Annotated in this window: 28 protein-coding genes and 4 tRNA genes; 10 read left to right on the plus strand and 22 right to left on the minus strand. The window is 65.1% G+C overall.

Annotation, left to right across the window (positions count from 1 at the left end; all coding sequences use genetic code 11):
- Window positions 1-114: 114 nt before the first annotated feature.
- The 8 genes from ACQY5A_RS10380 to ACQY5A_RS10415 all read right to left on the minus strand — a co-directional run bounded on the left by ACQY5A_RS10380 (window position 115) and on the right by ACQY5A_RS10415 (window position 8,161).
- Window positions 115-1,167: an NUDIX hydrolase gene (locus tag ACQY5A_RS10380; protein WP_428340271.1), complete on the minus strand. Its 1,053-nt coding sequence runs from the start codon at window positions 1,165-1,167 to the stop codon at window positions 115-117.
- Window positions 1,167-2,291: a glycosyltransferase family 4 protein gene (locus tag ACQY5A_RS10385; RefSeq protein WP_428340272.1), complete on the minus strand. Its 1,125-nt coding sequence runs from the start codon at window positions 2,289-2,291 to the stop codon at window positions 1,167-1,169. The genes ACQY5A_RS10380 and ACQY5A_RS10385 overlap by 1 nt, the downstream gene beginning before the upstream one ends.
- A complete protein-coding gene (locus ACQY5A_RS10390; RefSeq protein WP_428340480.1) occupies window positions 2,291-3,274 on the minus strand; it encodes a phosphatidylinositol mannoside acyltransferase in 984 nt (327 codons plus the stop codon). Before ACQY5A_RS10390 ends, ACQY5A_RS10385 begins: the two co-directional genes overlap by 1 nt.
- Window positions 3,274-3,930: a phosphatidylinositol phosphate synthase gene (gene pgsA, locus ACQY5A_RS10395; protein ID WP_428340273.1), complete on the minus strand. Its 657-nt coding sequence runs from the start codon at window positions 3,928-3,930 to the stop codon at window positions 3,274-3,276. The genes ACQY5A_RS10390 and pgsA overlap by 1 nt, the downstream gene beginning before the upstream one ends.
- Window positions 3,927-4,478 (minus strand): HIT family protein, encoded by a 552-nt coding sequence (locus tag ACQY5A_RS10400; protein WP_428340274.1) that lies wholly within the window; start codon window positions 4,476-4,478, stop codon window positions 3,927-3,929. The genes pgsA and ACQY5A_RS10400 overlap by 4 nt, the downstream gene beginning before the upstream one ends.
- Window positions 4,471-6,537, minus strand: a complete 2,067-nt coding sequence (thrS, locus tag ACQY5A_RS10405) for a threonine--tRNA ligase (RefSeq protein WP_428340275.1) — start codon at window positions 6,535-6,537, stop codon at window positions 4,471-4,473. The genes ACQY5A_RS10400 and thrS overlap by 8 nt, the downstream gene beginning before the upstream one ends.
- An 81-nt stretch (window positions 6,538-6,618) precedes the next feature.
- The gene (locus ACQY5A_RS10410; protein ID WP_428340276.1) at window positions 6,619-7,242 is read right to left on the minus strand and encodes a PaaI family thioesterase; all 624 of its coding nucleotides are present in this window, start codon (window positions 7,240-7,242) and stop codon (window positions 6,619-6,621) included.
- Window positions 7,243-7,282: 40 nt separating this feature from the next.
- Complete coding sequence (locus ACQY5A_RS10415; protein WP_428340277.1) at window positions 7,283-8,161, minus strand: aldo/keto reductase; 879 nt, start codon at window positions 8,159-8,161, stop codon at window positions 7,283-7,285.
- 59 nt (window positions 8,162-8,220) lie between these two features.
- Between ACQY5A_RS10415 and ACQY5A_RS10420 the strand changes: the two genes are divergently transcribed.
- A complete protein-coding gene (locus ACQY5A_RS10420) occupies window positions 8,221-8,718 on the plus strand; it encodes a DUF1990 family protein (protein WP_428340278.1) in 498 nt (165 codons plus the stop codon).
- A 27-nt stretch (window positions 8,719-8,745) separates the two neighbouring features.
- Here the strand turns inward: ACQY5A_RS10420 and ACQY5A_RS10425 are convergent, their stop codons facing one another.
- The 3 genes from ACQY5A_RS10425 to ACQY5A_RS10435 are packed head-to-tail and all read right to left on the minus strand — an operon-like array spanning window position 8,746 to window position 10,506.
- Entirely contained in the window at window positions 8,746-9,708 is a 963-nt protein-coding gene (locus tag ACQY5A_RS10425; protein WP_428340279.1) for an NAD(P)H-dependent flavin oxidoreductase, read from the minus strand.
- Between the two features lie 4 nt (window positions 9,709-9,712).
- A complete protein-coding gene (locus ACQY5A_RS10430; RefSeq protein ID WP_428340280.1) occupies window positions 9,713-10,054 on the minus strand; it encodes a cupin domain-containing protein in 342 nt (113 codons plus the stop codon).
- 26 nt (window positions 10,055-10,080) lie between these two features.
- Window positions 10,081-10,506 (minus strand): hypothetical protein, encoded by a 426-nt coding sequence (locus ACQY5A_RS10435; protein ID WP_428340281.1) that lies wholly within the window; start codon window positions 10,504-10,506, stop codon window positions 10,081-10,083.
- A gap of 150 nt (window positions 10,507-10,656) precedes the next feature.
- On the opposite strand from ACQY5A_RS10435, the gene ACQY5A_RS10440 reads away from it, so the two are divergent.
- Together ACQY5A_RS10440 and ACQY5A_RS10445 are read left to right on the plus strand one after the other, a co-directional pair.
- The gene (locus tag ACQY5A_RS10440; RefSeq protein ID WP_428340282.1) at window positions 10,657-11,313 is read left to right on the plus strand and encodes a DedA family protein; all 657 of its coding nucleotides are present in this window, start codon (window positions 10,657-10,659) and stop codon (window positions 11,311-11,313) included.
- A 447-nt stretch (window positions 11,314-11,760) separates the two neighbouring features.
- Complete coding sequence (locus tag ACQY5A_RS10445) at window positions 11,761-12,201, plus strand: anti-sigma factor antagonist (RefSeq protein WP_428340283.1); 441 nt, start codon at window positions 11,761-11,763, stop codon at window positions 12,199-12,201.
- A gap of 30 nt (window positions 12,202-12,231) precedes the next feature.
- Here ACQY5A_RS10445 and ACQY5A_RS10450 read toward each other — a convergent pair whose 3' ends face one another.
- The 8 genes from ACQY5A_RS10450 to ACQY5A_RS10485 all read right to left on the minus strand — a co-directional run bounded on the left by ACQY5A_RS10450 (window position 12,232) and on the right by ACQY5A_RS10485 (window position 19,784).
- Window positions 12,232-13,020 (minus strand): SDR family NAD(P)-dependent oxidoreductase, encoded by a 789-nt coding sequence (locus ACQY5A_RS10450; RefSeq protein ID WP_428340284.1) that lies wholly within the window; start codon window positions 13,018-13,020, stop codon window positions 12,232-12,234.
- A 31-nt stretch (window positions 13,021-13,051) separates the two neighbouring features.
- A complete protein-coding gene (locus ACQY5A_RS10455) occupies window positions 13,052-14,221 on the minus strand; it encodes an acyl-CoA dehydrogenase family protein (protein WP_428340285.1) in 1,170 nt (389 codons plus the stop codon).
- A 56-nt stretch (window positions 14,222-14,277) separates the two neighbouring features.
- Window positions 14,278-14,643 (minus strand): hypothetical protein, encoded by a 366-nt coding sequence (locus ACQY5A_RS10460; RefSeq protein ID WP_428340286.1) that lies wholly within the window; start codon window positions 14,641-14,643, stop codon window positions 14,278-14,280.
- A gap of 150 nt (window positions 14,644-14,793) precedes the next feature.
- Window positions 14,794-15,912: an MAP_0585 family protein gene (locus tag ACQY5A_RS10465; protein WP_428340287.1), complete on the minus strand. Its 1,119-nt coding sequence runs from the start codon at window positions 15,910-15,912 to the stop codon at window positions 14,794-14,796.
- Window positions 15,913-15,979: 67 nt separating this feature from the next.
- Window positions 15,980-16,444: a lipoprotein LpqH gene (locus tag ACQY5A_RS10470; protein WP_428340288.1), complete on the minus strand. Its 465-nt coding sequence runs from the start codon at window positions 16,442-16,444 to the stop codon at window positions 15,980-15,982.
- A gap of 282 nt (window positions 16,445-16,726) precedes the next feature.
- The gene (locus tag ACQY5A_RS10475) at window positions 16,727-17,044 is read right to left on the minus strand and encodes an STAS domain-containing protein (protein WP_428340289.1); all 318 of its coding nucleotides are present in this window, start codon (window positions 17,042-17,044) and stop codon (window positions 16,727-16,729) included.
- A complete protein-coding gene (locus ACQY5A_RS10480; RefSeq protein WP_428340290.1) occupies window positions 17,044-19,551 on the minus strand; it encodes a SpoIIE family protein phosphatase in 2,508 nt (835 codons plus the stop codon). The genes ACQY5A_RS10475 and ACQY5A_RS10480 overlap by 1 nt, the downstream gene beginning before the upstream one ends.
- A gap of 161 nt (window positions 19,552-19,712) precedes the next feature.
- Window positions 19,713-19,784 (minus strand) — tRNA-Val (locus ACQY5A_RS10485).
- A 169-nt stretch (window positions 19,785-19,953) separates the two neighbouring features.
- On the opposite strand from ACQY5A_RS10485, the gene ACQY5A_RS10490 reads away from it, so the two are divergent.
- The 3 genes from ACQY5A_RS10490 to ACQY5A_RS10500 all read left to right on the plus strand — a co-directional run bounded on the left by ACQY5A_RS10490 (window position 19,954) and on the right by ACQY5A_RS10500 (window position 20,216).
- Window positions 19,954-20,026, plus strand: a tRNA-Gly gene (locus ACQY5A_RS10490).
- Window positions 20,027-20,053: 27 nt separating this feature from the next.
- Window positions 20,054-20,127: transfer RNA gene (locus ACQY5A_RS10495), tRNA-Cys, on the plus strand.
- Window positions 20,128-20,141: 14 nt separating this feature from the next.
- Window positions 20,142-20,216, plus strand: a tRNA-Val gene (locus ACQY5A_RS10500).
- Between the two features lie 466 nt (window positions 20,217-20,682).
- On the opposite strand, the gene ACQY5A_RS10505 is transcribed toward ACQY5A_RS10500, so the two are convergent.
- Window positions 20,683-21,045, minus strand: a complete 363-nt coding sequence (locus ACQY5A_RS10505; RefSeq protein ID WP_428340291.1) for an ArsR/SmtB family transcription factor — start codon at window positions 21,043-21,045, stop codon at window positions 20,683-20,685.
- 92 nt (window positions 21,046-21,137) lie between these two features.
- Between ACQY5A_RS10505 and ACQY5A_RS10510 the strand changes: the two genes are divergently transcribed.
- Entirely contained in the window at window positions 21,138-23,096 is a 1,959-nt protein-coding gene (locus tag ACQY5A_RS10510; protein WP_428340292.1) for a heavy metal translocating P-type ATPase, read from the plus strand.
- 297 nt (window positions 23,097-23,393) lie between these two features.
- Here the strand turns inward: ACQY5A_RS10510 and ACQY5A_RS10515 are convergent, their stop codons facing one another.
- A complete protein-coding gene (locus tag ACQY5A_RS10515) occupies window positions 23,394-23,537 on the minus strand; it encodes a hypothetical protein (RefSeq protein ID WP_428340293.1) in 144 nt (47 codons plus the stop codon).
- Between the two features lie 222 nt (window positions 23,538-23,759).
- Between ACQY5A_RS10515 and ACQY5A_RS10520 the strand changes: the two genes are divergently transcribed.
- From ACQY5A_RS10520 to ACQY5A_RS10530, 3 genes are all read left to right on the plus strand, one after another.
- Window positions 23,760-24,038 carry a GlsB/YeaQ/YmgE family stress response membrane protein gene (locus ACQY5A_RS10520; RefSeq protein ID WP_428340294.1) on the plus strand — a complete coding sequence of 93 codons (279 nt, stop codon included), beginning with the start codon at window positions 23,760-23,762 and terminating at the stop codon, window positions 24,036-24,038.
- A 160-nt stretch (window positions 24,039-24,198) separates the two neighbouring features.
- Window positions 24,199-24,441, plus strand: coding sequence for a hypothetical protein (locus ACQY5A_RS10525; protein WP_428340295.1), 243 nt, complete (start codon window positions 24,199-24,201; stop codon window positions 24,439-24,441).
- Between the two features lie 152 nt (window positions 24,442-24,593).
- Window positions 24,594-25,022, plus strand: a complete 429-nt coding sequence (locus tag ACQY5A_RS10530) for a TIGR03618 family F420-dependent PPOX class oxidoreductase (RefSeq protein WP_428340296.1) — start codon at window positions 24,594-24,596, stop codon at window positions 25,020-25,022.
- A gap of 244 nt (window positions 25,023-25,266) precedes the next feature.
- On the opposite strand, the gene ACQY5A_RS10535 is transcribed toward ACQY5A_RS10530, so the two are convergent.
- Window positions 25,267-25,698 (minus strand): DUF732 domain-containing protein, encoded by a 432-nt coding sequence (locus ACQY5A_RS10535; protein WP_428340297.1) that lies wholly within the window; start codon window positions 25,696-25,698, stop codon window positions 25,267-25,269.
- Between the last annotated feature and the right edge of the window lie 22 nt (window positions 25,699-25,720).

A 25,720-nucleotide genomic window follows, 5' to 3' on the forward strand; every position in this document is an offset into this window, starting at 1 on the left:
ACGACTCCCTTAGTTGATTAGACCTGTCTGGCTGCTGATTAATTAGACAGACAGGTCTAATCAATCATTCCACGGATGGGTGTGACTTCGCTCTCACCGCGAGCCTTGCGAATATCAGCGGATGGACTGCAGCTGCCGCGGTCGCTCCGGCGCTCCGGCCAGCACTGCCGCCTCGGCGAGCAACTCGGAGAGCTGAAGCGGATACACCGTCTCCCCCGCGTCGGCCAGCTCGTTGATATCGGCGGGCGCGCACCATCGGTGGCCGTGGATGTAGCGGCTCTCCAGCTCGGTGCGGCCTACAGTCGACGGCTCGAAGCGCCGGGTGCGGTGGACGAAGAAGAACTCCTCGCTGTCGATCTCTGCGCCGTTGAAATCGAATACCGCATCACGCCGCCAGACAGGCCCGATCAGATCGGCCGCGTCGACCTGCAGACCGGTCTCCTCGGCCAGCTCGCGCGCGGCTGCCTGGCCGAGCAACTCCCCCTCGCCGACCTGACCGCCCACGGTGAACCACCACCGCGGCGCCCCCGCGCCGACCTGGTCGGGCGCCGCGGGGTCGGACCCGCACAACAGCAACACCGCGCCGGTCTCATCGAGTAGCACCACCCTCGCCGAGGTTCGCCGGCCAACGGCCGGATGATCGGCATGGCGGAGCGCATGCGAGCGCTCGGCAATCTCGAAATAGCTTGGCAGCTTGGCTGTTCCGGCCAACCGGAACAACCGGACCAAACGTCGCTCGCGGAGCGAGAGCGTGTCACGGACCGCGTCGTTGTGGAATCGGCGGGCCAGCACCACGCGCGCCTCGGCATCGGCCAGCTCCGCGATCACACCGGTCGGCACCGAGGCTGGTTCGATCATCGCCAGCGCGGCCGCCAACTCGTTCTCGCAGCGTTCACGAGCCGCGCGCGCAGCACTCTCGGCGGCGTCGGCACGCACCACCAACTCCCGGGCCGCAGCGTCCGAATGCCCGCCGAACGCGTTCGCCGCAACCGCGCGGGCCACCACGGCCCGGCGGGCTAGCGCCGCGTCGAGAGCCTGCCAGGACAGGTCGTAGCGCACGTGCAGTCGGTCCAGCCGGTTTGCCGTGCGAAATCCCCACGCAACTAACGCAAGTAGCACGGCTACCAACAAGACCGAGGCCGCGACCAGCCCAATTGTCCACCACATCAGCTCGCCACCTGGACCTTGCTGCCGCGCACGGCGACCGTCTCGTAGACCCGCATGATCTGGTTGGCCACCACCGACCAGTCGTAGCGTTGCACCGCCACAGTGCCTGCCGCGGCGTAGCGGTCGGCCAGCGACTTGTCGTCGAGCACCGCGATCAGACCTTCGGCGAGCGCAGCGCTGTCGTCCACCTGCACCAGGCGTCCGGCCTCTCCGTCGCGCAGCACCTGCCGGAAGGCATGCAGATCGCTGGCCACCACCGGGGTGCCGGCCGCCATCGCCTCGACGAGCACGATGCCGAAGCTTTCCCCGCCGAGATGCGGTGCACAGTAGACGTCGGCGCTGCGCATCGCGGACGCCTTGGCGGCATCGTCCACCAGACCGAGGAATCGCAGATGGCCGGCCAGACCGCCCACCTTGTCGCGCAATTCGTCTTCGTCGCCGCGGCCGACGATCAGCACCTGCAGTCCCGGAAACCGCTCGATCAGGCTGGGTAGCGCTTCGATCAGCACCGCCATGCCTTTGCGGGGTTCGTCGTAGCGGCCCAGAAACAGCACCGTCTTGGCCGGCCGGGGATACCCGTCCAGCAGCGGCGCCGAGGCCATCGCGTCCACGTCGACGCCGTTGGGTATCTCCACCGCGTCAGATCCCAGCGCCTCCATCTGCCAGCGCCGGGCCAAGTCGGACACTGCGATGCGGCCGACGATCTTCTCCTGCATGGGCCGCAGCAGACCCTGAACTACCGAGAGTGTCAGCGATTTGGTGGTCGAGGTGTGAAACGTGGCCACGATGGGTCCCTCGGCGATCCGCAGCGCCCACATCGACAAGCTGGGCGCATTGGGTTCGTGCAGATGCAGCACGTCGAAGTCGCCCTCGGTCAGCCAGCGCCGGACCTTGCCGTGCACGGTCGGGCTCACCTGGATGCGGGCCACCGAACCGTTGTAGGGAATCGGCAGGGCCCGGCCGGCCGAGACCACGTACTCGGGTAACTCCACGTGCGGTGAGGCGGGCGCCAGCACGCTGACGTCTTGGCCGCGGTCCCGCATCACCTCCGCCAGCTGCAGCACGTGCGACTGCACACCGCCCGGCACGTCGAATGAATACGGGCACACCATCCCGATCCGCATCAGGCTTGCCCTTGATCCCCGGGTGGCTCCGCTCCCCCCCGCTGAACCCCCAATCGGTCCTGGCGTTCCTGGGACAGATCCGTTAACCACTGCGGCTGAAGCATGTGCCAGTCGGCGGGATGCGCGGCGATGTTATGGGCGAAGACGTCGGCCAGTGCCTGGGTGACGACACCGACGTCGCCGCTGCTGCAATCCACCGCCGGATCGATGTCGACGCGACAGATGTCGCCGTCGTACCAGCTGTGTGTCGGCAGCAATGCCGCCCCGGTGTCGATCGCGAGCTTCGCCGGACCGGCCGGCATCTGGGTCGCCGCACCGAAGAAGTCAACCTGAACGCCGGTCCGGCTGAGGTCACGCTCGGCCATCAAGCAGACCACTTTGTTGTCTTTTAGCCGCTCGCTGAGCAACGGGAACGGTGGCTGTTCTCCGCCCGACAGCGGAATCACCTCGAAGCCAAGGCTTTCCCGGTACTCGACGAATCGCAGATACAGCGACTCGGGTTTGAGCCGCTCAGCGACAGTGGTGAACCGGCCGTAGTTCTGCACCATCCACACCCCGGCCAGATCCCAGTTGCCGCTGTGCGGCAGGGCCATCACTACGCCTCGGCCAGCAGCCAACGCGGCAACGAGATGTTCTTGTCCCACCGCTGTTTCGGCCATTTGCCGGCCGATTGCGGAGTGATCCATCGACGGCAGCCGAAACGCCTCGCGCCAGTACCGCGCGTACGAGGCCAGCGACGCTCGCATCAGGCCGGCGGGCACGTCTTTCGGCGCGACGCCGGTGACGCGAGCGAGATTCTTGCGAAGTTGGTCCGGTCCCCCGCTGCGCGACGCATACAACGCTCCCGCATCGAAGACATTGCGGGCCGCGAATTCCGGTATGGCGCGCACCGTCAGCCAACCGGCCGCATATCCCCAATCGGCTAAACGACTCCCGAGCGAAAGATCGCTGAGACCAGTCAGTTTCAGGCCGGCCGGGACGATCACGAGTCGGCCTGTCCCGGCGTGCCTGGCGGCGGCAGCGGGGTCGCCGCGCCGGTCGAGTGCCGCACGGTGTGCAGCCGCTGAGCACAGGTGACCATGCTGGCCGCGGCCAGAAACCACAATGCCACCGGCAACGCCCACGGCAACGGGAAGATCGGCAAGTCGGACAGGCCCACACCGGCCAGCACGATGATCAACCGTTCCGGTCGCTCGATGAAGCCGCCATCGCCGCGCAGCCCACTGGCTTCGGCGCGGGCCTTGATGTAGGAAATCACCTGAGAGGTCACCAGGCAGATCAAGCTCGCCACCACTAACGGCCGGCTTTCGAGGCCGAACGTCGCCCACCACGCCAGCCCGCAGAACACCGCGCCGTCGCTGATGCGATCGCAGGTGGCATCCAGCACGGCGCCAAAGCGCGTGCCGCCGCCACTCTCTCGCGCCATCGCCCCGTCGACCATGTCGAACATCACGAAGAAACAGATCACCACGGCCCCGGCGAACAACCGGCCGGTCGGAAACAGCGTCAGCGCCGCCAGCACCGCAGCCGCGGTGGCGACTATCGTCACGCCGTCGGCGGTGAAGCCCGCGCGCAGGAACGCCCGGGCCACCGGCGTGGTGACGCGCGCTACGCCCTCGCGGGATAAAAGTTTGCTCATGATTGCCGGGCCCACTCGGTGGCCAGCAGGCGACGGGTGTCGCGCAGCAACTGCGGGATCACCTTGGAGTCGCCGATGATCGTGATGAAGTTGGCGTCGCCGCCCCACCGCGGGACCACATGCACGTGCAGGTGCTCGGCCAGCGAGCCGCCCGCCGAGTGGCCCAGGTTGACCCCGACGTTGAATCCGTGTGGCCGCGACACGTTCTTGATGACGCGAATTGCCTTCTGGATGAAGGCCATCAGCTCGCCGCTCTCCGGCTCGGTCAGATCCTCGAGTTCGGATAGCCGGCGATACGGCACCACCATCAGGTGGCCGGGGTTGTACGGATAGAGGTTCAGCACCGCGTAGACCAACTCACCGCGCGCCACCACCAGCCCGTCCTCGTCGGACAGTTGCGGGATGTCGGTGAACGGCTGCTCCTTATTGCCGTTGTCCTGCTTGAGCGGACCCTCGGCCAGGTAGCTCATCCGGTAGGGCGTCCACAGGCGCTGGAGGTGGTCGGCCTCGCCGGCGCCCCTGTCGACGAGTGAATCGTCCTCAGCCACGCGTGCTCACTTTGACGAAATCGGCAGTGGGAAAGTCGTTTTCACGATCGGCGATCCACTGCTTGATGACGGCAACGGCCTCGTCGCGGGGAACACCGTTGATCTGCGTGCGATCACCGAAACGGAAACTGACCGCGCCGGCTTCGACGTCGCGATCGCCGGCCAGCAACATAAATGGCACCCGCTGGTTGGTGTGGTTGACGATCTTCTTGGCCATCCGGTCGTCGCTGGCGTCCACGTCGACACGGATGCCCTGCGACTTCAGCTGCGTGGCAACGTCTTCCAAATAAGGCACGTGACCGTCGGCGACCGGAATCCCGACCACCTGGACCGGCGCCAGCCAGGCTGGGAAGGCGCCGGCGTAGTGCTCGGTGAGGATGCCGAAGAACCGCTCGATCGACCCGAACAAAGCCCGGTGGATCAGCACCGGGCGCTGCCGCGAACCGTCAGCGGCGGTGTACTCCAGCTCGAAGCGATCCGGCATGTTGAAGTCGACCTGCAACGTCGACATCTGCCAACTACGCCCCAGTGCGTCTTTGACCTGAACCGAGATCTTCGGCCCGTAAAACGCCGCGCCGCCGGGGTCCGGCACGAGTTGCAGGCCGGAGGCCTCACCGACTTCGCGCAGAATCTCGGTGGCCTCGTCCCACACCTCGTCGGAGCCCACGTATTTATCGGGGTCCTTGGTGGACAGCTCCAGGTAGTAGTCGTTGAGCCCGTAGTCGGCCAACAGGTCGAGCACGAACCGCAGTACCGAGGTCAGCTCGTCGCGCATCTGCTCGCGGGTGCAGTAGATGTGCGCGTCGTCCTGGGTCATGCCGCGCACCCGGGTCAGACCGTGGATCACACCGGACTTCTCGTAGCGGTAGACGCTACCGAATTCGAAGAGTCGCAACGGTAGTTCGCGGTACGACCGTCCCCGCGACCGGTAGATCAGATGGTGCATGGGGCAGTTCATCGGCTTGAGGTAGTAGTCTTGGCCGGGTTTGCGCACCGTGCCGTCTTCGTTGAATTCCGCGTCGAGATGCATCGGCGGATACATGCCGTCGGCGTACCACTCGAGGTGGCCCGACGTGACGTACAACTGCTCCTTGGTGATGTGCGGGGTGTTGACGAACTCGTAGCCCGCCTGTTCGTGTTTGCGCCGCGAGTACTCCTCCAGCTCCCGACGGATGATGCCGCCCTTCGGGTGGAAAACCGCTAAGCCCGAACCGATTTCGTCGGGAAAGCTGAACAGGTCCAGTTCGACGCCCAGCTTGCGGTGGTCGCGACGCTGGGCTTCTTCCAGCAACTCCAGGTGGCGGTCGAGCGCCTCCTGTGATTCCCACGCCGTCCCGTAGATGCGTTGCAGGCTGGCGTTGTTCTGATCGCCCCGCCAGTAGGCGGCCGAGCTGCGAGTGAGCTTGAACGCGGGGATGTGCTTGGTGGTGGGGATGTGCGGGCCGCGACACAAGTCGCCCCAAACCCGTTCGCGGGTACGCGGATTCAGGTTGTCGTAAGCGGTGAGTTCATCGCCGCCGACCTCCATGATTTCGGCCATGTTCTCGGTTCCTACGGACTTGTCGTCAACGAGTTCGAGTTTGTAGGGCTCACCGGCCAATTCGCCACGGGCCTGGTCCTTGGACTCGTAGACCCGCCGGTCGAAAAGCTGCCCCTCTTTCACGATCTGGCGCATCCGCTTTTCCAGCTTGTCCAGATCCTCGGGTGTGAACGGCGCCTCGACGTCGAAGTCGTAGTAGAAGCCGTCGGTGATCGGCGGCCCGATGCCGAGCTTGGCGTGCGGGAACAGATCCTGCACCGCCTGGGCCAGCACGTGCGCGGCCGAGTGCCGGATCACGCTGCGTCCGTCGTCGGTGTCCGCTGCCACCGGGATGACGTCGGTGTCGGTGTCGGGAATCCAGCTCAGGTCGCGCAGTGCACCGTCTGCATCGCGCACCACCACGATCGCGTCGGCAGCGCCCCGCCCCGGCAGTCCGGCTTCGCGGACCGCGGCCGCCGCAGTCGTGCCGGCAGCGACCCGGATCGGGGCTGCTGGCGCGGGGTGTGCGAGGGCGGTCATCGACGCGGTCTCCGTGACTTTCAGGTGTTCAAACGGACCCGACCATGCTATCGGGGCGTTTGTCGCCCGACGGTTGCAGCCTTAAGGCTGGTCCGGTTTCAGGAGGACGAACAACGCCTCGGCGTCGGCCAGTACGGTGTCCCCGTCGCTCAACCGGCCAGCCACGAAGATCTTGCGGCCCTCGACCCGGTCGACGGCGGCGTCGATGTCCAGCTTCTTCTCGATCGGCACGATCTGGCGGTAGTTGATGTGAAGGTAGGCGGTGCGTTGCCGCGGCCCGCCGGTGAGCACTGATGACGTCAACCCCAACACGGTGTCGAACAGCATGCCGACCGAGCCGCCGTGAACCGCGCCGTTGCGGCCCAGGTGAAAGCGGGCGAACCGGGCCCAGCCCTGGATGCGACCGTCCTCGGTTTTGTACGCCGACATCGGCACGGTCAAGATGTTGCCGCGCACCGGCAGATCCATCCGCCGACCCGACGGCGAGGACCACTCGTCGCTGTCGAACGGAGTGAGCAGCGTCGACACCGTGTCCAGTAAGTCGGCAGCCTCGGTGATCACCTCGTCGGGCGCGTCCGCGGCGCGCGCGTGGTCCTGCAACCGGCGGACAGCGTCGATGAATCGGCCGTAGTCTGGCCCGCCCCTGATTGTCGGTTCGGGCGGGTTGAATCCGCCGCCCGGATGTCGTGCATGTTCGCCGGTCACGAGAACACCGTATGGCCCGGCGGCTCGTGTCGGCCGGAGGCTAGTCGTTCTGTTGCTCGCCCAGCGCGCTGAGCTTCTCGAACTCGTCGTCGCTGAGCTCGATCTCGGCGGCGGCAACGTTCTGCTCCAAATGCGCCACGCTCGAGGTCCCCGGGATCGGCAGGATCACCGGCGATCGTTTCAGCAACCAGGCCAGTGCCAGCTGCGACGGACTCGCGTGACCGTGCTCGGCGCCGAGCTTCGCCAGCGGTCCGTCGGGAGCGGCCAGCGGACCGGAGGCCAGCGGGAACCACGGGATGAAACCGATCCCCTGCCTGGTCACTTCGTCGACGAGTGCTTCGGCCTTGCGGGTCGTCAGGTTGTACAGGTTCTGCACCGAGACAATCTCGGCGATCTTTTGCGCCGCGTGCAGCTGGTCGACGTCGACCTCCGACAAACCGATGTGCCGAATCTTGCCTTCCTCCTGCAGCTTGACCAGCTCTCCGATCTGGTCCTCCAGCGGAAACTTGTCGTCGATGCGATGCAGCTGGAACAGGTCGATGGTGTCGACGCCGAGCCGCCGCAGGCTCAGCTCGGCTTCCTGGCGCAGGTAGGCGGGAAAGCCCAGCGGAACCCAGACATCGGGTCCGGTGCGCAGCAGCCCAGCTTTGGTGGCAATGACCAGCCCGTCGTAGGGATGCAGCGCCTCGCGGATGATCTCCTCGGCGACGTAGGGGCCGTAGGAGTTTGCGGTGTCGATGAAGTTGACGCCGAGTTCCGCCGCGCGGCGCAGCACCTGCACTGCATCGGCGCGGTCGGCGGGAGGGCCCCAAATCCCCTTGCCGGTCAGACGCATCGCGCCGTAGCCAAGTCGGTTGATGGTGAGATCCCCACCGAGGGTGAACGTTCCGGACGCTTGAGCGGGAGCCTGGGTAGTCACATCGCCGACGGTACGCGAGCCGGGAAAAACCGGCCACGCCCCCGTGGCAAGCTGGACCGGTGGATTTGCACACCATCGCCCAGTTGCCGTACACGTATCCGGAAGTCGGAGCGACCGCTGGGCCGTTTCCACCGGGCTACAAGCACATGGGCTACTCAGCTCACATCGGCATGGGGCAACTGCGCTTCGAAGAAGCTGCCGAACGGATCATGCAGTGGGGCATGCAGCGGGGGTCCGGTTTGAAGGTTCAGCCCAGCAGCGAGCTCATCACCGCCGGCACGGTGGTCGTGGTGAAAGTCGGTTTTCTCAAAGCGCCGTGCCGGGTGGTCTACGTCGTCGACGAGCCGCATGTGCGCGGCTTCGCCTACGGCACGCTGCCGGGTCATCCCGAGTCCGGTGAGGAGCGATTCGTGGTGCGCCATGATCCCGTCACATCCGCGGTGTTCGCGGAAGTCTCGGCGTTCTCCCGGCCGGCAACGTGGTGGAGCAAAGCCGGCGGACCGTTCACCTCGCTGATGCAGCGGGTGATGAACAAGCGCTACGTCCGGGCGGTCTGACCCCGGTATATCTGTCGGAGTACGCAACTAGTCGTCGCCGACTCGCTGACCCCAGCCGGTGAGGAGGTCGTGCGCGCCGGTGCACAGGCGGTCGATGACCTCGGCCACCGGCGACACATCGGTCACCATCCCGACACCCTGGCCCGCGTCGACCGCCGCGATTCGACAATCGTCGGCAGCGATCGCCGAGGCGAATTCGGCTTGCGCGTCGGCGTCGTCGGCCAAGGCATCCTCATGCCCGGTCCAGCGCGCGACGAAGTCGTTACGCAATACGCGCGACGGAAACCGCTCTGCCCACGGCAGACGACGGACGATGTCGTACACCCGGGTGCTGGTGGTGTCGGTTTCGCCGGCCGCCACCAGCGCGTGGCGTCCGGCGTCGGTGGTCAGGGCCTCCACTGACGCGGACAGGCAGGTGCCCAGCCAGGCTCCGCTGGCCCCGGCGGCCAGCACCGCGGCGAGGCTGCGCGCCGATGCGATTCCGCCGGCGGCCAGCACCGGCACCGACACGGCGTCCAGCACCACGTCCAGCAGCGGCAGTGTGCCGATGGTCGCGTCCCCGTGGCCGCCGCCTTCGCAGCCGCGAGCCACCATCACGTCAATGCCGGCGTCTTGCGCTCGGCGGGCCTCGTCACTGTTGTAAACCTGTGTGGCGGCAGCGATTCCGGCATCGTGAACACGGCTCACCCAGGACAGGTCGGTGCCGAAGCTGACCGATATCAGCACCGGCTGCGCGGCCAACGCAGCCTCGAAGAGTCCCGCTTCTTTGCGCATCACCCAGTCCACCAAGCCAATTCCGAAGGTCTGAGTCACATGCGGCAGTTCGGCGTGCAGCGCCGACGTCGACCCGGCGGTGCCCATGCCGACCATCCCCAGACCGCCGGCAGCGCTCACCGCGGCGGCCAACCGTCCGCCGGCAACGCCGCCCATCGGCGCGTTGACGATCGGCACCCGCAAGCCCATTTCCCGGGACCACGGCGTCGACAGCATCTGATTACGCGGAAGGGAGGCTCTTGAAAACAGTCAGCATGACCACCGAATCGTCGACTGCCTGCAGGGAGTGCCGTTGCGGTGGGATTACGACGTAATCGCCCGTTTTGCCGTCCCACATATCGTCACCGGCAGTGAGGTGCACATGTCCTTGCAAGACCTGCAGTGACGCCTGTCCGGGGCTGTCGTGTTCGGAGAGCTCATGCCCGGCAACTAAGGCCATCACGGTCTGCCGCAGTTCGTGGGTGTGCCCCCCATGCAGTGTGTGGGAGGCCCGACCACTGTGCGCCTGTTGCGCCTCTGCCAGCTTTTCGGCGGCCAGGCTGGTCAGCGAAACGGTTTGCATCAATATCCTTCCGTCGGCCGGTTGTCTCAGCTGGATAGTAGAAGAACACCGCCCACGGCCAAGGCGAACACCTTGATCGCCTCGAGACCTAAGTAGATGTAGTGGCCTCGCGAGCGCGGCGCATCCAGGCCGGCGAGCACCTGGTCTGCACGGCGAACCAGGCTGGGCCGCACTCCCACGATCTGCACGGCCAACGCGCCACATGCAACTGCCAGGGGTGTGATCACGCGAGCCGGTGGCGGGCTCGCGATGACGGCCGCCAAGACGACGATCGCAAGCAGGACTTCGACGGTGTTCAGCGCGCGAAAGACCAGCCGGCCGATACCGAGGCCGATCAGCAGCGTGACGTTGGGTGCACGGAATTTCAGTGGCGCCTCCAGGAACGAGATAGCCAACACCATGCCCAGCCAGACAAAGACGACCGCGACGGCCACCGCTGCCGCGGGGCTCATGTCATCGATCCGCGAAGGCGAAACATGCCGCGCCTCCCGTGTCGTCGGCCTCAGGCCCCAATTCGAACGTACCGCCGATGCGACCCCGAGAAAGCCGGTTGGCGGCTGGTCGCCGCCGCCACCTGACGACGGGTCGGGCATCCTTTACGCATGACGGTGGATGCCCTCTTGCAGTCGGTCCCCCCGCTTGCCGTGTACGGCATGGTCGGCGCCGTCGTTGGTCTGGAGAGCCTGGGCATCCCCCTGCCCGGCGAGATCGTTCTGGTCAGCGCCGCGTTGCTGTCCTCGCGGCACGAGCTCGCGGTCAACCCCATCGGAGTGGGTGTCGCCGCGGTGATCGGGGCGGTGATCGGCGATTCGACCGGCTACGCCGTCGGCCGCCGCCTGGGCTTGCCACTGTTTGACCGGCTGGGACGTCGTTTCCCGAATCATTTCGGTCCCGGCCACGTCAGGTACGCCGAGCGGCTGTTCGACCGCTGGGGGGCCCGGGCGGTGTTCTTCGGCCGGTTCGTCGCGCTGCTGCGGATCTTCGCCGGGCCGCTGGCCGGTGCACTGAAGATGCGTTACGCCCGATTCCTGCTCGCAAACGTCTGCGGCGCCCTGTGCTGGGCGGGCGGCACGACGGCTTTGGTGTACTACGCGGGCATGGCCGCCGAGCGGTGGTTGACGCGGTTCTCCTGGATCGCGTTGCTCGTTGCCGTGGTGGGCGGGGTGACCGCCGCAATAGTGCTGCGCGAGCGGACATCCCGCGCGATCGCCGACCTCGAAGCCGAACCCGTCGACGAGTCTGGGCCGGCTGCCCGATAGACGTGGCCGGCGGCACCAGGAAATTGACCGCGCCTTCCTAGCAAACAATTCTTCGCATTTTGCAAAATCGGACAAAAATCCGGCAGCAATTGTGGCCCATGAGTTTCAGGGATTGCCGACCATCGACCGACTCAGCTCACTGCGGTCACCACTTGATACAGCGACTGACCCGACCTCGTTCAACCAGATGAAATACCATGTCTGAGCATACTTTCAGTTTTCATCGAGCCCACAATTCCGACGTCGACGACGGCTCGACACTGCCGCCAGAGTTCGTCCATAAGCCCACAGTTTTCCGCCTTTCTCAACCAATTCTCAGGCGGTCTCACATGGACACGGCCGATACCTTTCTGTTATAAATGTTTACATCTGCTAACGACGTCAGTCTTAAGCTTCTAGGGCAGGCATCCATATCGAGGCGCCAGCCGCCCGTGGATCAGGAACACTATGAGCACTTTCGCTATCGCCGATTCGACTTTCCACCCGCTGATGCTGAGCAGCCGTCTTATCTCAGAACTTTCTCGAGCGCGAAGCACTCTGCGAGCGACCACCGAGCGCAGCGGCCTCGCCGTGATCGTCAGCGCCGGCGGTGAACTGGATGCGTCCAACGACGCCACCTGGCGGCGCCTGTTGAGCGAAGCAACTGCCGCGGCGGGCCCTCCCGGTCCGCTCGTGATCGACCTCAGCGGTCTCGACTTCATCGGATGCTGCGCGTACGCGGCTCTCGCCGAGGCGTCCGAGGTATCCCGGGACCGCGGCGTCGAAGTGCGACTGGTGAGCAACCAACCGGTCGTCGCGCGGATCGTCCGGGCGTGCGGGTTGAGCGAACTGCTGCCCGTGGATACCAGCGTGGACGCTGCGTTGTCCGCCTTCATTCCCATCGACTAATCCGCTTCTCAGCGAAGCGAATTCGACGCGTCAGGTCGGAAGACCGAACAGCTGAACCACTCCGTGATCGCGGCCGGCGGTGTAGCCGCCGTCAACCGCGATGGCTTGTCCACTGACAAACGACGCGTCCGGCGACACCAGGAATGCCGCCATCGCGGCGACTTCCTCGGATCGGCCCATCCGCTGTAAAGCGTGCTCTTGGGTGACCGAGGCTCGTGGACCTTCCATCCCCGGCAGCCCGAATACGCCTACGGTCAAAGGTGTTTCGATGAAGCCGGGGCAGATCGCGTTGGCCCGGATACCGCTGGGTCCGTAATCCAAGGCGATGTTCTTGGTCAGCAACACAACCCCGCCCTTGGACGCGTTGTACACGCTGCCGCCCGCGGTGCCCTCCAACCCCTCCACGCTGGCCAACGTCACGATCGAGCCCCGTTCGCCGTCGACGCGGGGTTGTTCGATCATGCGGGCCAGTGCCGCCTTGGCGACGACGAAGGTGCCGGTGAGATTGATCGCGATCACCCGTTCCCATTCGGCGCGATCAAGCAGATGGACCGGACCTCCGCCGGCGACACCCGCGGCGTGGACGATGCCGTCGAGTCGGTCCGGTACGGCAGCCAGCACCGCCGCGATCGCCGATTCGTCGGTGATGTCGGCCGTCACGCAATGGAAGCCGGGGCCGAGGTCAGGAGGCGCGGCCAGGTCGGCGCCGACGACGGTGCCGCCTTCGGCCAGCAGACGTTGCGCTGTGGCCAGACCGATGCCGGATGCGGCGCCGGTCACCACGAACGTCCGGGAGCGGGCCCGATCAGCGTTCACCATGGCTGTCCTCTCGGAATCAATTGCGGCGCAGTCAGAGTCCGAACTGGTCGTCGACGATACCGAGCCAGATCTGCGCGACGTCCATGGCCACCTTCTCGCTGATGAACGCGTGCTGGGTGCCGGTGTAGATGTCGCGGAAGGCACGCTCGAGTCGGCTGCCCTCTCTGATCGCGGTGGTGCCGGCCACCAGGTGTGCCCATTCCGCGACCGCCCGCGCGGTGTCAGTGGCATAGACCGCCGCCACCCTCATGTCGGCACGCAACCGGGGTGTCAGGTCGTCACCGGATTCGACGGCCGCCTCGGCCACTGCGAACGCGTCGAGCACCAGCAGTCGGGCCGCCCGCCAGGCCGCGACGTGATGCGCCAGTCCCTTCTGGAAGGTTTGCCGGCTGGCCAGCGTGGCCATGTCGCTCATCCGCACTTTTGTGGCGGCCAGCTCTTCGACGTCGTCGAGCATGCTCTTGGCGACGCCCAGCGCGAACGACGCGTGACCGGCGGCGGTGACGGGCATCAGACCCATCCGACTCGCCGCGGAATTACCCCGCGCCGGCTCACGGGTGAACAGTGGGATGGTTCGGCACTCCGGCACGAAGACGTCAGCGACGGTGTAGTCGTAGGAGCCGGTTCCCTTGAGCCCCTGGACATGCCAACCGTCGGCGAAGGTCACCTCGTCACGCGGCAGAAAGGCCACCCGCATATCCGGGATGCCTTCACTGACCCACCGCATCTCGCCGTCGTCCATCGGGAAGAACCCCGCACCGATGTATGCCGAGTGTCCGGTGCCGGAGCCGAAACTCCACGTGCCGCTCAGCCGGTACCCGCCGTCGACCGCCGAGCCCTGGCCGTTTGGAAAGTACTGGCCGCCGATGGTGATGTGGTTGTCGTTCGCGGTGAACATCTCGGCGAAGCCATCGTCGGGAAGATACGTCGCGGCCGCGAATGTCGACGGCAGGTTCGCAATGCCGATCCAGCCGAAAGAGCCGTCTTGCCAGGCCATCTCGATCCAGGTATCGATCATGTCCCGAAAAGACGGCTCAACACCTCCGGCCGCTTTCGGGTTGAACGCCGGCATCAGGCCGCACGCCCACATCCCGTCGACGATGACCGGCGACAAAGTGCGCAATCGTTCGGATTCGGCGGCCTCAGCGCGGACCAGGTCGCGCATCCCGCGAGCTCGATCGATCACCGACACGTCAGCCATCGCGGCGCTCCTCTCGTCTGCCGCCTCACATCATCGGCGATGGAGACCGCTTCGCGTCACTGATTGGCTTCCGGCCAGACCTCACTGGTCGGGAAGGCTCCCTGACTACGTCCGGGGCGCCAATCCTTCACCCGTGCCTTTTCCGCCGCCCGGGCTTTGGCTTCGGCCTTCTTTCGGGCCTCGAAGGTGTCGGGGTCCTCGTCTTCCTCGTCGTCGGGGTTGTCGTCGACCTCGAAGACGACCTCGTACCACCGCTTGTGGGGCTGTACCCGGGTCTCGACGTCGCCCGTTGGAGTTGCTCGCCTGATCTGAACGTTCTCCAGGGACGGATCGCGTCGGGTGATAAAGATTTCGAGTGCCTCGCCCAACGGATGTCCGGTGAGATTGATGTCCGCGAGCGCTCTGCCTTGGTACATAGCCACGCCGCACATCTTGCAACGGAATTGGGACGGACGCATTCTTTTCCGGCCGCGTGGCGCCACACCGTGGCCGACAGCGCAGACGGCTGACCTCCCGCCTTCGTCGCAGTCGCGTGGAAGACGGGAGGTCAGCCGGGTTACGCCCGACTCAGGTCAGTACAGCGGGATCCAGGTACCGAAGAACCAGAAACCCCAGCCGCCGAACACCGGGTTGAAGAGCGGTGTGGCGTTGTACCCGTTGTAGTTGAACGCGCCATAGTTTGTCTGCCCCCAACCGATGTCGTGGGCCGGTCCGTCCCAGTGTTGGTTCCAGCCTCCGGGAGGAGGCGGTCCGTTCCAACCACCGGGAGGCGGCGGACCATCCCAGTTGGGCGGCGGCGCTCCGGGAGGAGGCCCATCATGCCACCCGAATCCGTTCGGGGGCGGAGGCGGGGGTGCACCGTAACCCGGGGCGCTGAAGCCGTGCGGTGCGTCCCGCGGACCACCCCACTGCGGGCCGCCGCGGTCGTAGTGGCCGCGTTGCACATATGGCGGCGGTGGCGGTCCACCGGGACCGCCCGGTCCACCGTGCTCCGTTCCACCGTGCTCCGGTCCACCGTGCTCCGGTCCACCGGGACCACCAGGTCCACCGTGCTCCGGACCGCCGGGGCCATTGGGGCCACCGGGTCCGCCCGGGCCAGCAGGTCCGTTGGCACCAGCCGGGCCACCGGGGCCATTCGGCCCGCCAGGTCCGCCGGGTCCATTCGCTCCAGGACCACCGGGTCCACCAGGTCCACCAGGACCATTCGGTCCAGGACCACCAGGTCCACCGGGACCATTCGGTCCGGGGCCGCCGGGACCACCAGGCCCATGAGACCCACCCGGTCCGCTGGGTCCATTCGGTCCAGGACCACCAGGTCCACCGGGACTACCCGGACCACCCGGTCCTCCAGGGCCGCCGGGCCCATGAGACCCACCCGGTCCACCTGGGCCACCCGGGCCACCCGGTCCTCCGGGTCCACCCGGGCCACCAGGCCCGGGACCACCAGGACCGGGACCACCAGGACCACCCGGGCCACCAGGCCCAGGACCACCAGGTCCAGGACCACCTGGGCCAGGACCACCTGGGCCGCCGGGACCTCCAGGTCCTGGCGCATCAGCCACCGATCCGCAGTGGATGCAGGCCGGATCTGTCTTGAGTGGGACGGCGTTGGAGAACCCCGCGCCGACCGTCAGTCCTGACACGCCGAGTGCTGCCGCGAAGGCCGCGCCTGCCACCCGCTTCACATACATATCTGTCGGTTCCTTCCGAGCTTGAAGTGCAACCACATCTGCTTGTTGCGTCGATGGCGACGGCACCCTAGGGGCACGTCACGTCGATCTCGAACGGCTTGGAGATCGGCTGGTCCGGATTCGCCTGATTGACGCCGGTCGCGGTGCCCTTGATCGTGTAGGCGTTACCGCTCTTCATGGCTTGGGCGTTCGCTTGATTAGGCGCCCCCGCCGAATACCCCAGCGTGGCGCCGGTCAGGTTGCCCAGCCCGACCGCTTGAACGACCGGCGGGTCAGCGTTGGTCACCACCGCGCCGATGCCCGTCGACGGGTCACCGATTCCAATGCTGAGATTGCCGTTCACCTGAGTGCAGCTGACGGGCCCGGTGACGTTCTGAGCCTGGCCGTCGATGACGACCTTGTTGCCGACCGGTGCCGCGGAGCCAGCGCTACTGCTTGCGCCGGTGCTGGACTTGTTGCTCGAACAGCCGGCCAGACCTGCGACGACCGTGGCCGCGGCCGCGATACCTACTAGAAACCCGTGCTTTGCCACCGTTCTCCTTTGCCTTTCGCTGTCCATTCCGACGCCCTCAGACTCACAGTCGGCCCGTCGGAACCGAACCATACGCCGACCAAGCCGCCTGATACAGCGTTGATCTCCTCGACGTCCTACACGGACTTCTGTGAATGGTATTGCCGTGAGCCAACATCGGACTTGACGTCGGTGAATCCGATTGTTCCAGTCGGCAGAATCCTCCCCACTCGCTGCGATGTGACGACCCATCAGTGCTACCCGGGCGCGGCGCGTCTAAACGCGAAAGGTCGTCTCGAATTTTCAGACCTCGGCCGACGGTGGCGACGGTCCTACCGTGGCCAATTCACTGAAGCCGCTGATGTCGAAAATGCGGACCAAGAAGGGGTGGGCGATGACGCAGAGCCGTTCGGCGTAGGGAAACAGCACATTTACGGCCGCACTGTCGAGGTAATCCACACCAGTGAGATCGAGGGTCAACGTCCTGTCACTGCCCGCGACGGCGGTGTTAAGCGCGTCGCTGAACTGTTGGACGTTGCTCAGGTCGATTTCTCCCGTCGCGGTCAACACGAGTCTGCCGTCGACAGACGGCGCGGTATCGAGAGTAAGCAAGGTGGGCATCAGACAATCCTGGCCGTCAAATGCACTGTGGTCCCGTCGGTTTCGGGATGAATCGTGACGTCCTGCATGAGTGCCTGCATGAGTTTGATACCCCGACCGCGATGGTGCTGGTCGGCCGACTGCGGTGGCTTCCACGAGCCGGAGTCGACGATGCTCAACCGCACTAGGTCTGCGCTGGCAGTTGCGCGCAACGTGATGACCCCACCTCGCCTGTCACGGTGCCCGTGCTCGATGGAGTTGCTGACGGCTTCGCCGGCGGCGATGAGCACGTCGTGAGTCTGGTCGGAATTCACATCGGCGTCAATCAACCAGTCGCGCAACGTATTCCTGACATCGGCCAGACGATTGACATCGGCCGGAAACTCGATCTGGAGTGGTGCAGGATGGCGGTAGAGCAGTAATGCCACGTCATCCTGATAGCCGTCGCTTGGCGCAAGCCGCTGCATGATCTGACTTGCCAGATGCTCCAATTCGGCGTTGCGACCCTCGCGCAGGAGCATGCAGACCTCGGCAATGCCGTCGTCCAACCCGCTATGACGACGCTCGACCAGACCGTCGGTGTACAGCAGCAAGACCGCGCGCGCCGGCAGTGTCATCCGAGCTTCGGGGCGGCTTCGGTCGGGCCGCACACCTATCGGAATGGTGCGACCGTCCTCGATGACCTGCGTGCTGCCGTCCGGGTGCATCATGATGGCGGGCGGATGCCCGGCACTGGAATACACCAGTTCACCGGTTTCCGAATTGATTACCGCGCAGATGGCGGTGGTGCATCGAGCACCCGGAAGGCGGGTGGCGAAGCGGTCCAAACCCGCGAGAGCTAAACGGGGACTGGGACGTTCGAGCAGCAACGCTCGGCACGCACTGCGCAGTTGGCCCATGATGGTGGCGGCGGCAAGGCCGTGTCCGACACAGTCGCCGACGACCAACCCGATACGCCCGTCTTCCAGATCGATAACGTCGTACCAGTCGCCGCCTACCTGTAACGGCCGGCTGGCTGCCTGGTAACGCACCGCGAATCCCTGTGGGAGATAAGCCGGCCCCAGGATCGCATGCTGCAGCGCCAACGCCGTTTCGCGTTGTTGGTCGACCTGATGCACCCGGTGCAGAGCCTGGCCGAGGCGACCCGCTTGCATGGTGAGCAAGGTCTGATCCTCGAGAGTGAATGCGCGTTGCTCCGCGAGTTCGATCCACACAACGAGCACACCGTCTGGATGTTGGAGTGCGATGCCCGCGGTCCCCGGCTCCGGTGCGTACGGCCTGAGCTGATCGCCGTCGCGCAGCGAAAACAGCCGCTGCTGGAGATCGGTTGGTAATTCCGCCCACTGCACGGCGTCACCCACCGATATCAAATCTATTCCGTCACTGGATGTTTCGGCGGCATGCCGACTATCGGAGAAAGTGACGATGAGAACGCGACGAGCTCGCCACAGTCGTCGCAGCTCTTCAGCCGCGACGACGAGCGCGTCGTCGACGGTATCGGCTTGGGCGAGTTGCCTGTTGAGAGCGTGTTCGCGACCTGCTGCGAGCGCCAGGGCCAACGCGGCATGCCGCGCGAAGTCGCTGACCAGGTCCAGGTAATCGCCGCCGAACGACGGCTGCTGCGGATTCCGCGCCACGGCGATGACGCCCAGCGCAGCGTCATCGGCAACCAGAGGCATGACGATCGCCGACCGCTCGCCCACGTCGGTGAAGCCTTCGATCGGGTATTGAAATGAATCGGTGATCAACGGAATACCGCGCCGCGCAACACCACCCGTAGTCGAACCGTCCATCGGAATCTGTTGGCCGATCACCTGTGTGGAATAGCGGCCCGCCGTCGCCGCGACGACGAGAGTGTCGATGTCGTCGGCGATCACGTCGGATTCGATGGGCACGAGCAAGATCGCCTGTTCCGCTTCGGACAGTTCGAGCGCACGGTTCACGATGAGCTGCAGCGGTCCGGTCTGAGGGTCGCCCGAGAGCAGGGCGGTCGTGATCTCGCGACTGGCCCGCGTCCATTTGGCGGTCTCGCGTTCCTGCTCGAAAAGCCGTGCGTTGTCGATCGCCACAGCCGCCGCCGATACCAGGGCCCGCACGGCCCGCTCCTGGGAGTCGGAGAAAACGCGTCCCGGTTGGTCGTCGGCCAGATAGAGGTAGCCGAAGTCAGCTTTGCGTACTCTGATCGGTATCGCGAGCACTGCCCGCATCGGTGTTGCGCCGCCGTCAGGGCTCACCGCCAACGAGTGAGCAGCGAGGTCGTCAATGCGGAGACCTTCGCCGACCGTCAGGGTGCCGAACAGCCGAGTGACATTTGCATCGACACCGGCGTGGATGAAGGAGGAAAGTCCGCCGTCGGCCGCGGAAACGGACAGGGCGCCAAGACGGGCCCCAGTCAGCTCGATCGCTGCTTTGACGATCCGGTGCAGCGTCCCGTGTAATTCGCGATCAGAACCGATTTCGACGATGGCTTGGACAAGCTGCTCTATCTGGTCTTGAGCTACCTGCAGCTCGCTGAGCTGATTAGTCATCGAGCTCACCCGCCGACCCCGGCAGGATTGCGATGATTGCGCTTGTCGTTTGGTCGCAGTCCATTAGCGCCAACCCTACGTTTCGGTGATTCCGCGCGCCGTAACTATTGGCGGCACCAGGTCACGATCGTCCGGGAATGCCGAAGGGCGAAGATGAGGGGTGGTCCCGGCTGGGTTCGAACCAGCGACCTCCCGCGTGTGAGGCGGGCGCTCTTCCACTGAGCTACGAGACCGGTGCCGAGAGGCGAACGAGGACGAAGATTAGCACGTGTCACGCTACCGGCAGAAAGTACCGTCTGAGTTCACCGAGCGGCGCGCCATTGCCGTCAAGGAATTTGTGCGGCTCCGCTCAGGTGGACTATCGTCGTGCTTCGCACCGGGCGACGATCTCGTCCGTTGCGCGCGGATGTAGCGCAGTTGGTAGCGCATCACCTTGCCAAGGTGAGGGTCGCGGGTTCGAATCCCGTCATCCGCTCGAAGGTGCACATGGCATCAATCCAGCGGTGGAGTGGCCGAGTGGTGAGGCAACGGCCTGCAAAGCCGTGCACACGGGTTCGATTCCCGTCTCCACCTCCAGATTTGTTTCCCCGGCGCGATTAGCTCAGCGGGAGAGCGCTTCCCTGACACGGAAGAGGTCACTGGTTCAATCCCAGTATCGCGCACCACGTTCTAGCAGCTAAAAGGCTGTATCTAGTCTAGCTACACGAACCGCGTGCCAAGCTCGTGCCAATGCAGCGCATGAGCCCGCCGCGGTCTACGGGAGAGTCCCGCAGGGGGCGGGTCTCCTCGCGTGAACAGGGCGGCCAGAAACACTCCCCCCGCTGGGTATATCTCCCCTCGACGAAAAACCGAATATTCTTCTGGCTGCGAAACGCGCGCCGCGGCAGCAGGTTTCCCAAGTTCACGGGGTGCTTGTACAACAACGATGTCGCCGAACAACCGAACGCGGGGCGCGCACCTTGACGACGCCGTTCTAGCCGGTGGTCCGGGGGAAGTGGCCAGCGTGATTCGCGCCCAAACTAGGCGACGTTCGCGCATTGCAGCGGGCGGGGAATTCTGGCTTGGAGGCCGGTATCGATCCGAGCGTCCTTCATTTTCATCACCAGGGAAGCAGCCGTTACCCCTCCACCTTCAGGCGGTGGCCGAGGGTTCGTCGGGGACGCCAAGCCCAAGGTGTTCGATGTGGTACACGGCTTCGTCGAGGAGCATCGCGACGTGGTTGTCATAGAGCGCGTAGATCACGCTGCGCCCGTTGCGAGCTCCGGTGACCAACCCCATGGCACGTAGTAGGCGTAGCTGGTGGGAGACCGCGGACTGCTCCATTTCCACAGCTGCGGAGAGGTCGTTGACCGAGCATGCGCCGTGACGAAGCCGGGTCAGGATCCGCAGCCTGCTCGGTGTCGCCAGCGCCTGTAGCGTGGCCGCGACCGATGCCGCGGAATCCGCGTCGAGTTGTGCAGGCGGAGTGTTTCTCCCCTCGATGCCGTGACCCATGCAGGCATCATACCTAATGAGCTTATGAAGACGTGTTCATACTTTCCTGTATGGTGGCGGTGTCCTGCCGTCTTGCCCAACTGGAGTCCGCTATGTCGCGTCCGGTCTTGGACCGCTCCCGCGCCGCCGTTGCCCCCGATCGCCAACCACGAACCCGGACAAGGCCTTTCGCGTTGCCCGAGGTCCGGTGGGCATCTGTGGCGACAGTCCTGTTCGTGCTGGGTTTGGCCGCCCAGTTCGGCGGAGCTCCGGTGTCGGTGTGGTGGGCGCTGTATCTGGCTTGCTATGTCACCGGCGGCTGGGAACCCGCGCTCGCCGGCCTGCAGGCGTTGCGTGAAAAATCCTTAGATGTCGATCTGTTGATGATCGTCGCTGCAATCGGGGCGGCCGCGATCGGCCAGGTCCTCGACGGCGGACTCTTGATCGTCATATTCGCCACATCAGGTGCGCTGGAAGCGTTTCTGACGCAACGCACCGCCGACTCAGTGCGCAGCCTGCTTGATCTCGCCCCGGAGAGCGCCACCGTCGTCAACGAACCCGCAGACGAGACCGTGGTCGATGCGGCCACGCTGTCGGTCGGGGACGTGATCGTGGTGCGCCCCGGTGAGCGGATTAGCGGCGACGGGCAGGTAATCTCCGGGGCCAGCGACGTGGATCAGGCTTCCATTAGCGGTGAACCGCTACCAGTCGCCAAAAACCTCGGAGATGAAGTGTTCGCCGGGACTTTGAACGGCACTGGGACACTGCGGATTCGGGTCGACCGCGCTGCCGCAGACACCGTCATTGCGCGCATCGTGACGATGGTGGAGGAAGCCTCGGCCACCAAGGCGAAGGCCCAATTGTTCATCGAAAAGGTCGAGCAGTACTACTCGATCGGCGTTGTGGCCGCCACTTTGGCGGTGTTCTTCATCCCCCTGGCCTCGGGCGCAGCGTTGCAACCGGCGCTGCTGCGGGCGATGACGTTCATGATTGTCGCCTCGCCATGCGCGGTGGTGCTGGCGACCATGCCACCGCTGCTGGCCGCGATGGCCACCGCCGGACGTAACGGCGTGTTGGTCAAATCGGCGGTTGTGATGGAACAACTCGGCTCGATCACCGCCGTCGCCTTCGACAAGACCGGCACCCTCACCGAGGGCACACCCCGACTGACCGATGTTGCGGCGCTCGAAGAGATGCGCTGCGCCGCCGACACCATCCTTGCCTGGGCTGCAGCTGCCGAACACCCCAGCGAACACCCGCTGGCGCGAGCGATCGTGGCCGCCGCCGCCGAACGCGGTCTGCGCCTGCCGGTGGCCCAGGATTTCGGCTCTACGCCCGGACGCGGTGTCCGTGCAACCATCGACGGTCGTACCGTCCAAGTCGGCAGCCCACGGCATCTACTGTCCGACGTCGGCAATCCGACCGTAATTAGCGAGGCGGTGGCCGACTTGGAAGCCGCCGGCAAAACCGTGGTCATCGTCGTCGCCGACGGTGTCCCAGTCGGCGTCCTCGCACTGGCCGACCAACTTCGCCCCGGGGCCGCTGACACCGTCGCCGAATTGACCACACTGACCGGTATCGCGCCGGCCCTGCTAACTGGCGACAACGCCCGCGCCGCAACCGCGCTCGCCGCCCAGATCGGAATCACCGACGTGCGCGCCGGGCTACTGCCGCAGGACAAAGTCACCGCCGTCCGTGACCTTGAAGACACCGGACAGCGTGTTCTTCTCGTCGGGGACGGCGTCAACGACGCCCCTGCCCTTGCCGCCGCACACACTGGCATTGCGATGGGCCGCGCCGGATCCGATCTGGCCCTTGAGACCGCCGACGCCGTCATCGTCCGTGACGACCTGGCCACCCTTCCAGCAGTGATCACCTTATCGCGCCGTGCGCGCCGCATCGTGATCGCCAACCTAGCCATTGCGACCACCTTCATCACCGGACTCGTGCTTTGGGATTTACTGGGACACTTACCGTTACCGCTCGGCGTCGCTGGACACGAGGGATCCACTGTCGTTGTCGGACTCAACGGCATGCGCCTGCTTGGCCGACGTGCCTGGACTTCCACCTGACACCGACCACCCCCAGTAAAGGAAGGCTCGCGAAACGCCGGCTGGTCCGCACCGCTGTCTGCCCAAGGCGGATCAACTCGGCCGACGGTCAATGTCATTGCGCTGGAACTCAATCGTTTCCCCGAAACGCATCGCGCACCGACCATGGGCGTCCAGACGCTGCTCGGGCACTGCTCGATCGTCACAACAGAGCGGCACCTCGCGGTCGACGACGGAGACCCGCGGCGATGCTCTCGGCGCTATGACAGGGGCCGAGTCGCCGTAACACGCGCCTGATAAACCCAGACGGGTATTACATCAGGTATTGAAGTCCGGGAGCGGTCCGGCGGGCTTGGTTTCCGTCGGCAACTCCTGGTCTTGTTCAGCTCCTTGTTGGATGACCTCTTCGGTGCGGCGTACGTCGTCCTCTGCGCTGTCCGCGCCTTCGGCTGGTGTGCTCATGGCGTTGTGTACCCGCATGTCGTTCGCTGTAGGCGTAGAGGGGCACGCCAATCCGAGCAACGTCGCCCGCACGCCTAGACCGGGCTTTGGTCGATAACCTCCATCTCGCGGAGTCCCCGTCGACGTCAGGTTTGAAATCCGGCTGAAGCGGTATCCGAGATTGCCGTCAGCCGGGGCGTCTGACGGACCCTGACCGTCGTCGCTATTTGAAGGAGACTCGTCGTGGTCCTACACATCATTTTGATGATCGTTCTCGGTCTCGTTGTCGGCCTGATTGCGCGAGCTGTCGTGCCAGGCCGGCAGCCCATGGGTTGGATCGCAACCGCAGCGCTCGGCATCGTCGGCGCCTACGTCGGCGGCACGCTGGGTAGCGTCGTTTTCCCCCCGCACCAGTTCGATATCCACCCACCGATCAAGCACGCATTCCTGGGAGCCCTGGTCGGCGCGGTGCTACTGCTGTGGATCTTCAAACTCGTCACTTCGCGTACGCGGACCTTGTAGGAGCGAGTGAAAAGCGATTCGCTGGGTATCCAAACTGCCGCGGAGACCGCCCAGATGTTGCGTATGGGGTTGCCCGCCTTCAGCAGTTAGCCAGCAGCTGCCGAGCCCCACCCGGCCGGTCGTCGGGGGCTTGTATTACTTCGCTGGAGGAGCCGCGCGCATGATCGGTGACCGCGATTTCGCTCAAGCCGAGGCGCTGATTCACGCCTTGAACAACGTGCGAGCCGAAATGGTGAGTCGAATGACGCGGCTGGAAAAGCACAACGCGCAGCGAGGTGCGGCGGCGCTACGGCGAGACATCAACGAAGCCGAGGCGCACATCAGTCGTTTGCAAAGTCGTTATCTTGGTCGCGAGATTCCAGCGCCGGCCCCGCGCGTCCAGGCGAACCGGCGCACCTCCTAGCTCGGAAGCTGCCGTCGGCTGAGAAACGGCGTCCTCACTCTCTCCGCGAGGGGGGCGCGTCTTCGGCGAAGGTCTGTCGGACCAAGCAGACCTTCTTCGTCATATACGTAGATGCGTGAAATGCGCGAAAACACGACGGAGAAGGAAACGCAGTGAACATCAAACTCGACGACACCGCACGCCGGCTCATTGGTTCCAATCCTGCAACGCTGGTCACGATCAATCGCGACGGCAGCCCGCAAATCAGCTTGGTCTGGGTGACGGTGCAGAGAACGGCCGACGGCGGTGATGAGCTGGTCACCGCTCATCTGCAGGAGCATCAAAAGATCCGTAACATCCGCCGCGATTCCCGCGTGGCGGTGACCATTGTGTCCACCGACCGCAGCGGGCCGCAGACTCCTTATCTGTCGATCAAGGGCATCGCCAATGTCGAGGAAGGCGGTGCTCCCGAACTGCTCGACGAGATCGCCACGACCATCTTCGGCCCCGGCACCGGATTTCCGCCGCCCGACGCACCTCCCGGGTATCTGACTCACATCACAGTCGAAAAGGTCGCCGGCGTGGGCCCCTGGGCGACTTGACCTCGGCTCCGCACGCGGCTGCGATGACAAACCTATGGATCCCAGCGACTATGAGTCGACCGCCCGATGAGATCGCGGCGGATGTGTTGGCGAGAGTTCGCGCCCGGAACTTGGTCCGCGACGACGCGGAACTGAGCCTGCTTCCACTCTGCCTTCCATTACTTATCACTTGCGCTCAGTCGGGTACGCCTGGTGCTTCTCGAAGATGTGCACCGGGGTTCCCTTGCCGCACAACGTATCCCGTCTACGTCTGGTGACGCGTCCCTGACGCCGGACCAACGCTGGAAAAGCCGACGTCGTCGCTGACATACGGATCGGTGAGATGGCGCGGGCAATAGACTTCCGCTGATACGGCGATGAATCTGATCGCGGTTCGATGAACTCGACCGGACTCTTGGCGGAAAGCAGGATTATCGTCGAACATGAAGTTCATCTCTTCGTCTACCACGGTGTACACCGAGGCGCCGCCGTCGAGTTCGCCGCAGATTTTATGAGCCCGGGCGACCAGAGCAGGCAAGTTATCGACGACGGGAACCTGATCTTGTTCGAGCAGCGCCACAAACTGATCCTGCTGGCTTGGGTCGGCGCTTGCCGCGCCGGCGCACACAATTGCGACGGTCAGCACCGACGAGGCGCTGACCAAAGCGTCTATAAGGCTGGTGATGCCGGTGCGCACGGCAGAATTTCTATTCCTTCGG

Source organism: Mycobacterium sp., from assembly GCF_965277065.1.
GTDB lineage: Bacteria > Actinomycetota > Actinomycetes > Mycobacteriales > Mycobacteriaceae > Mycobacterium.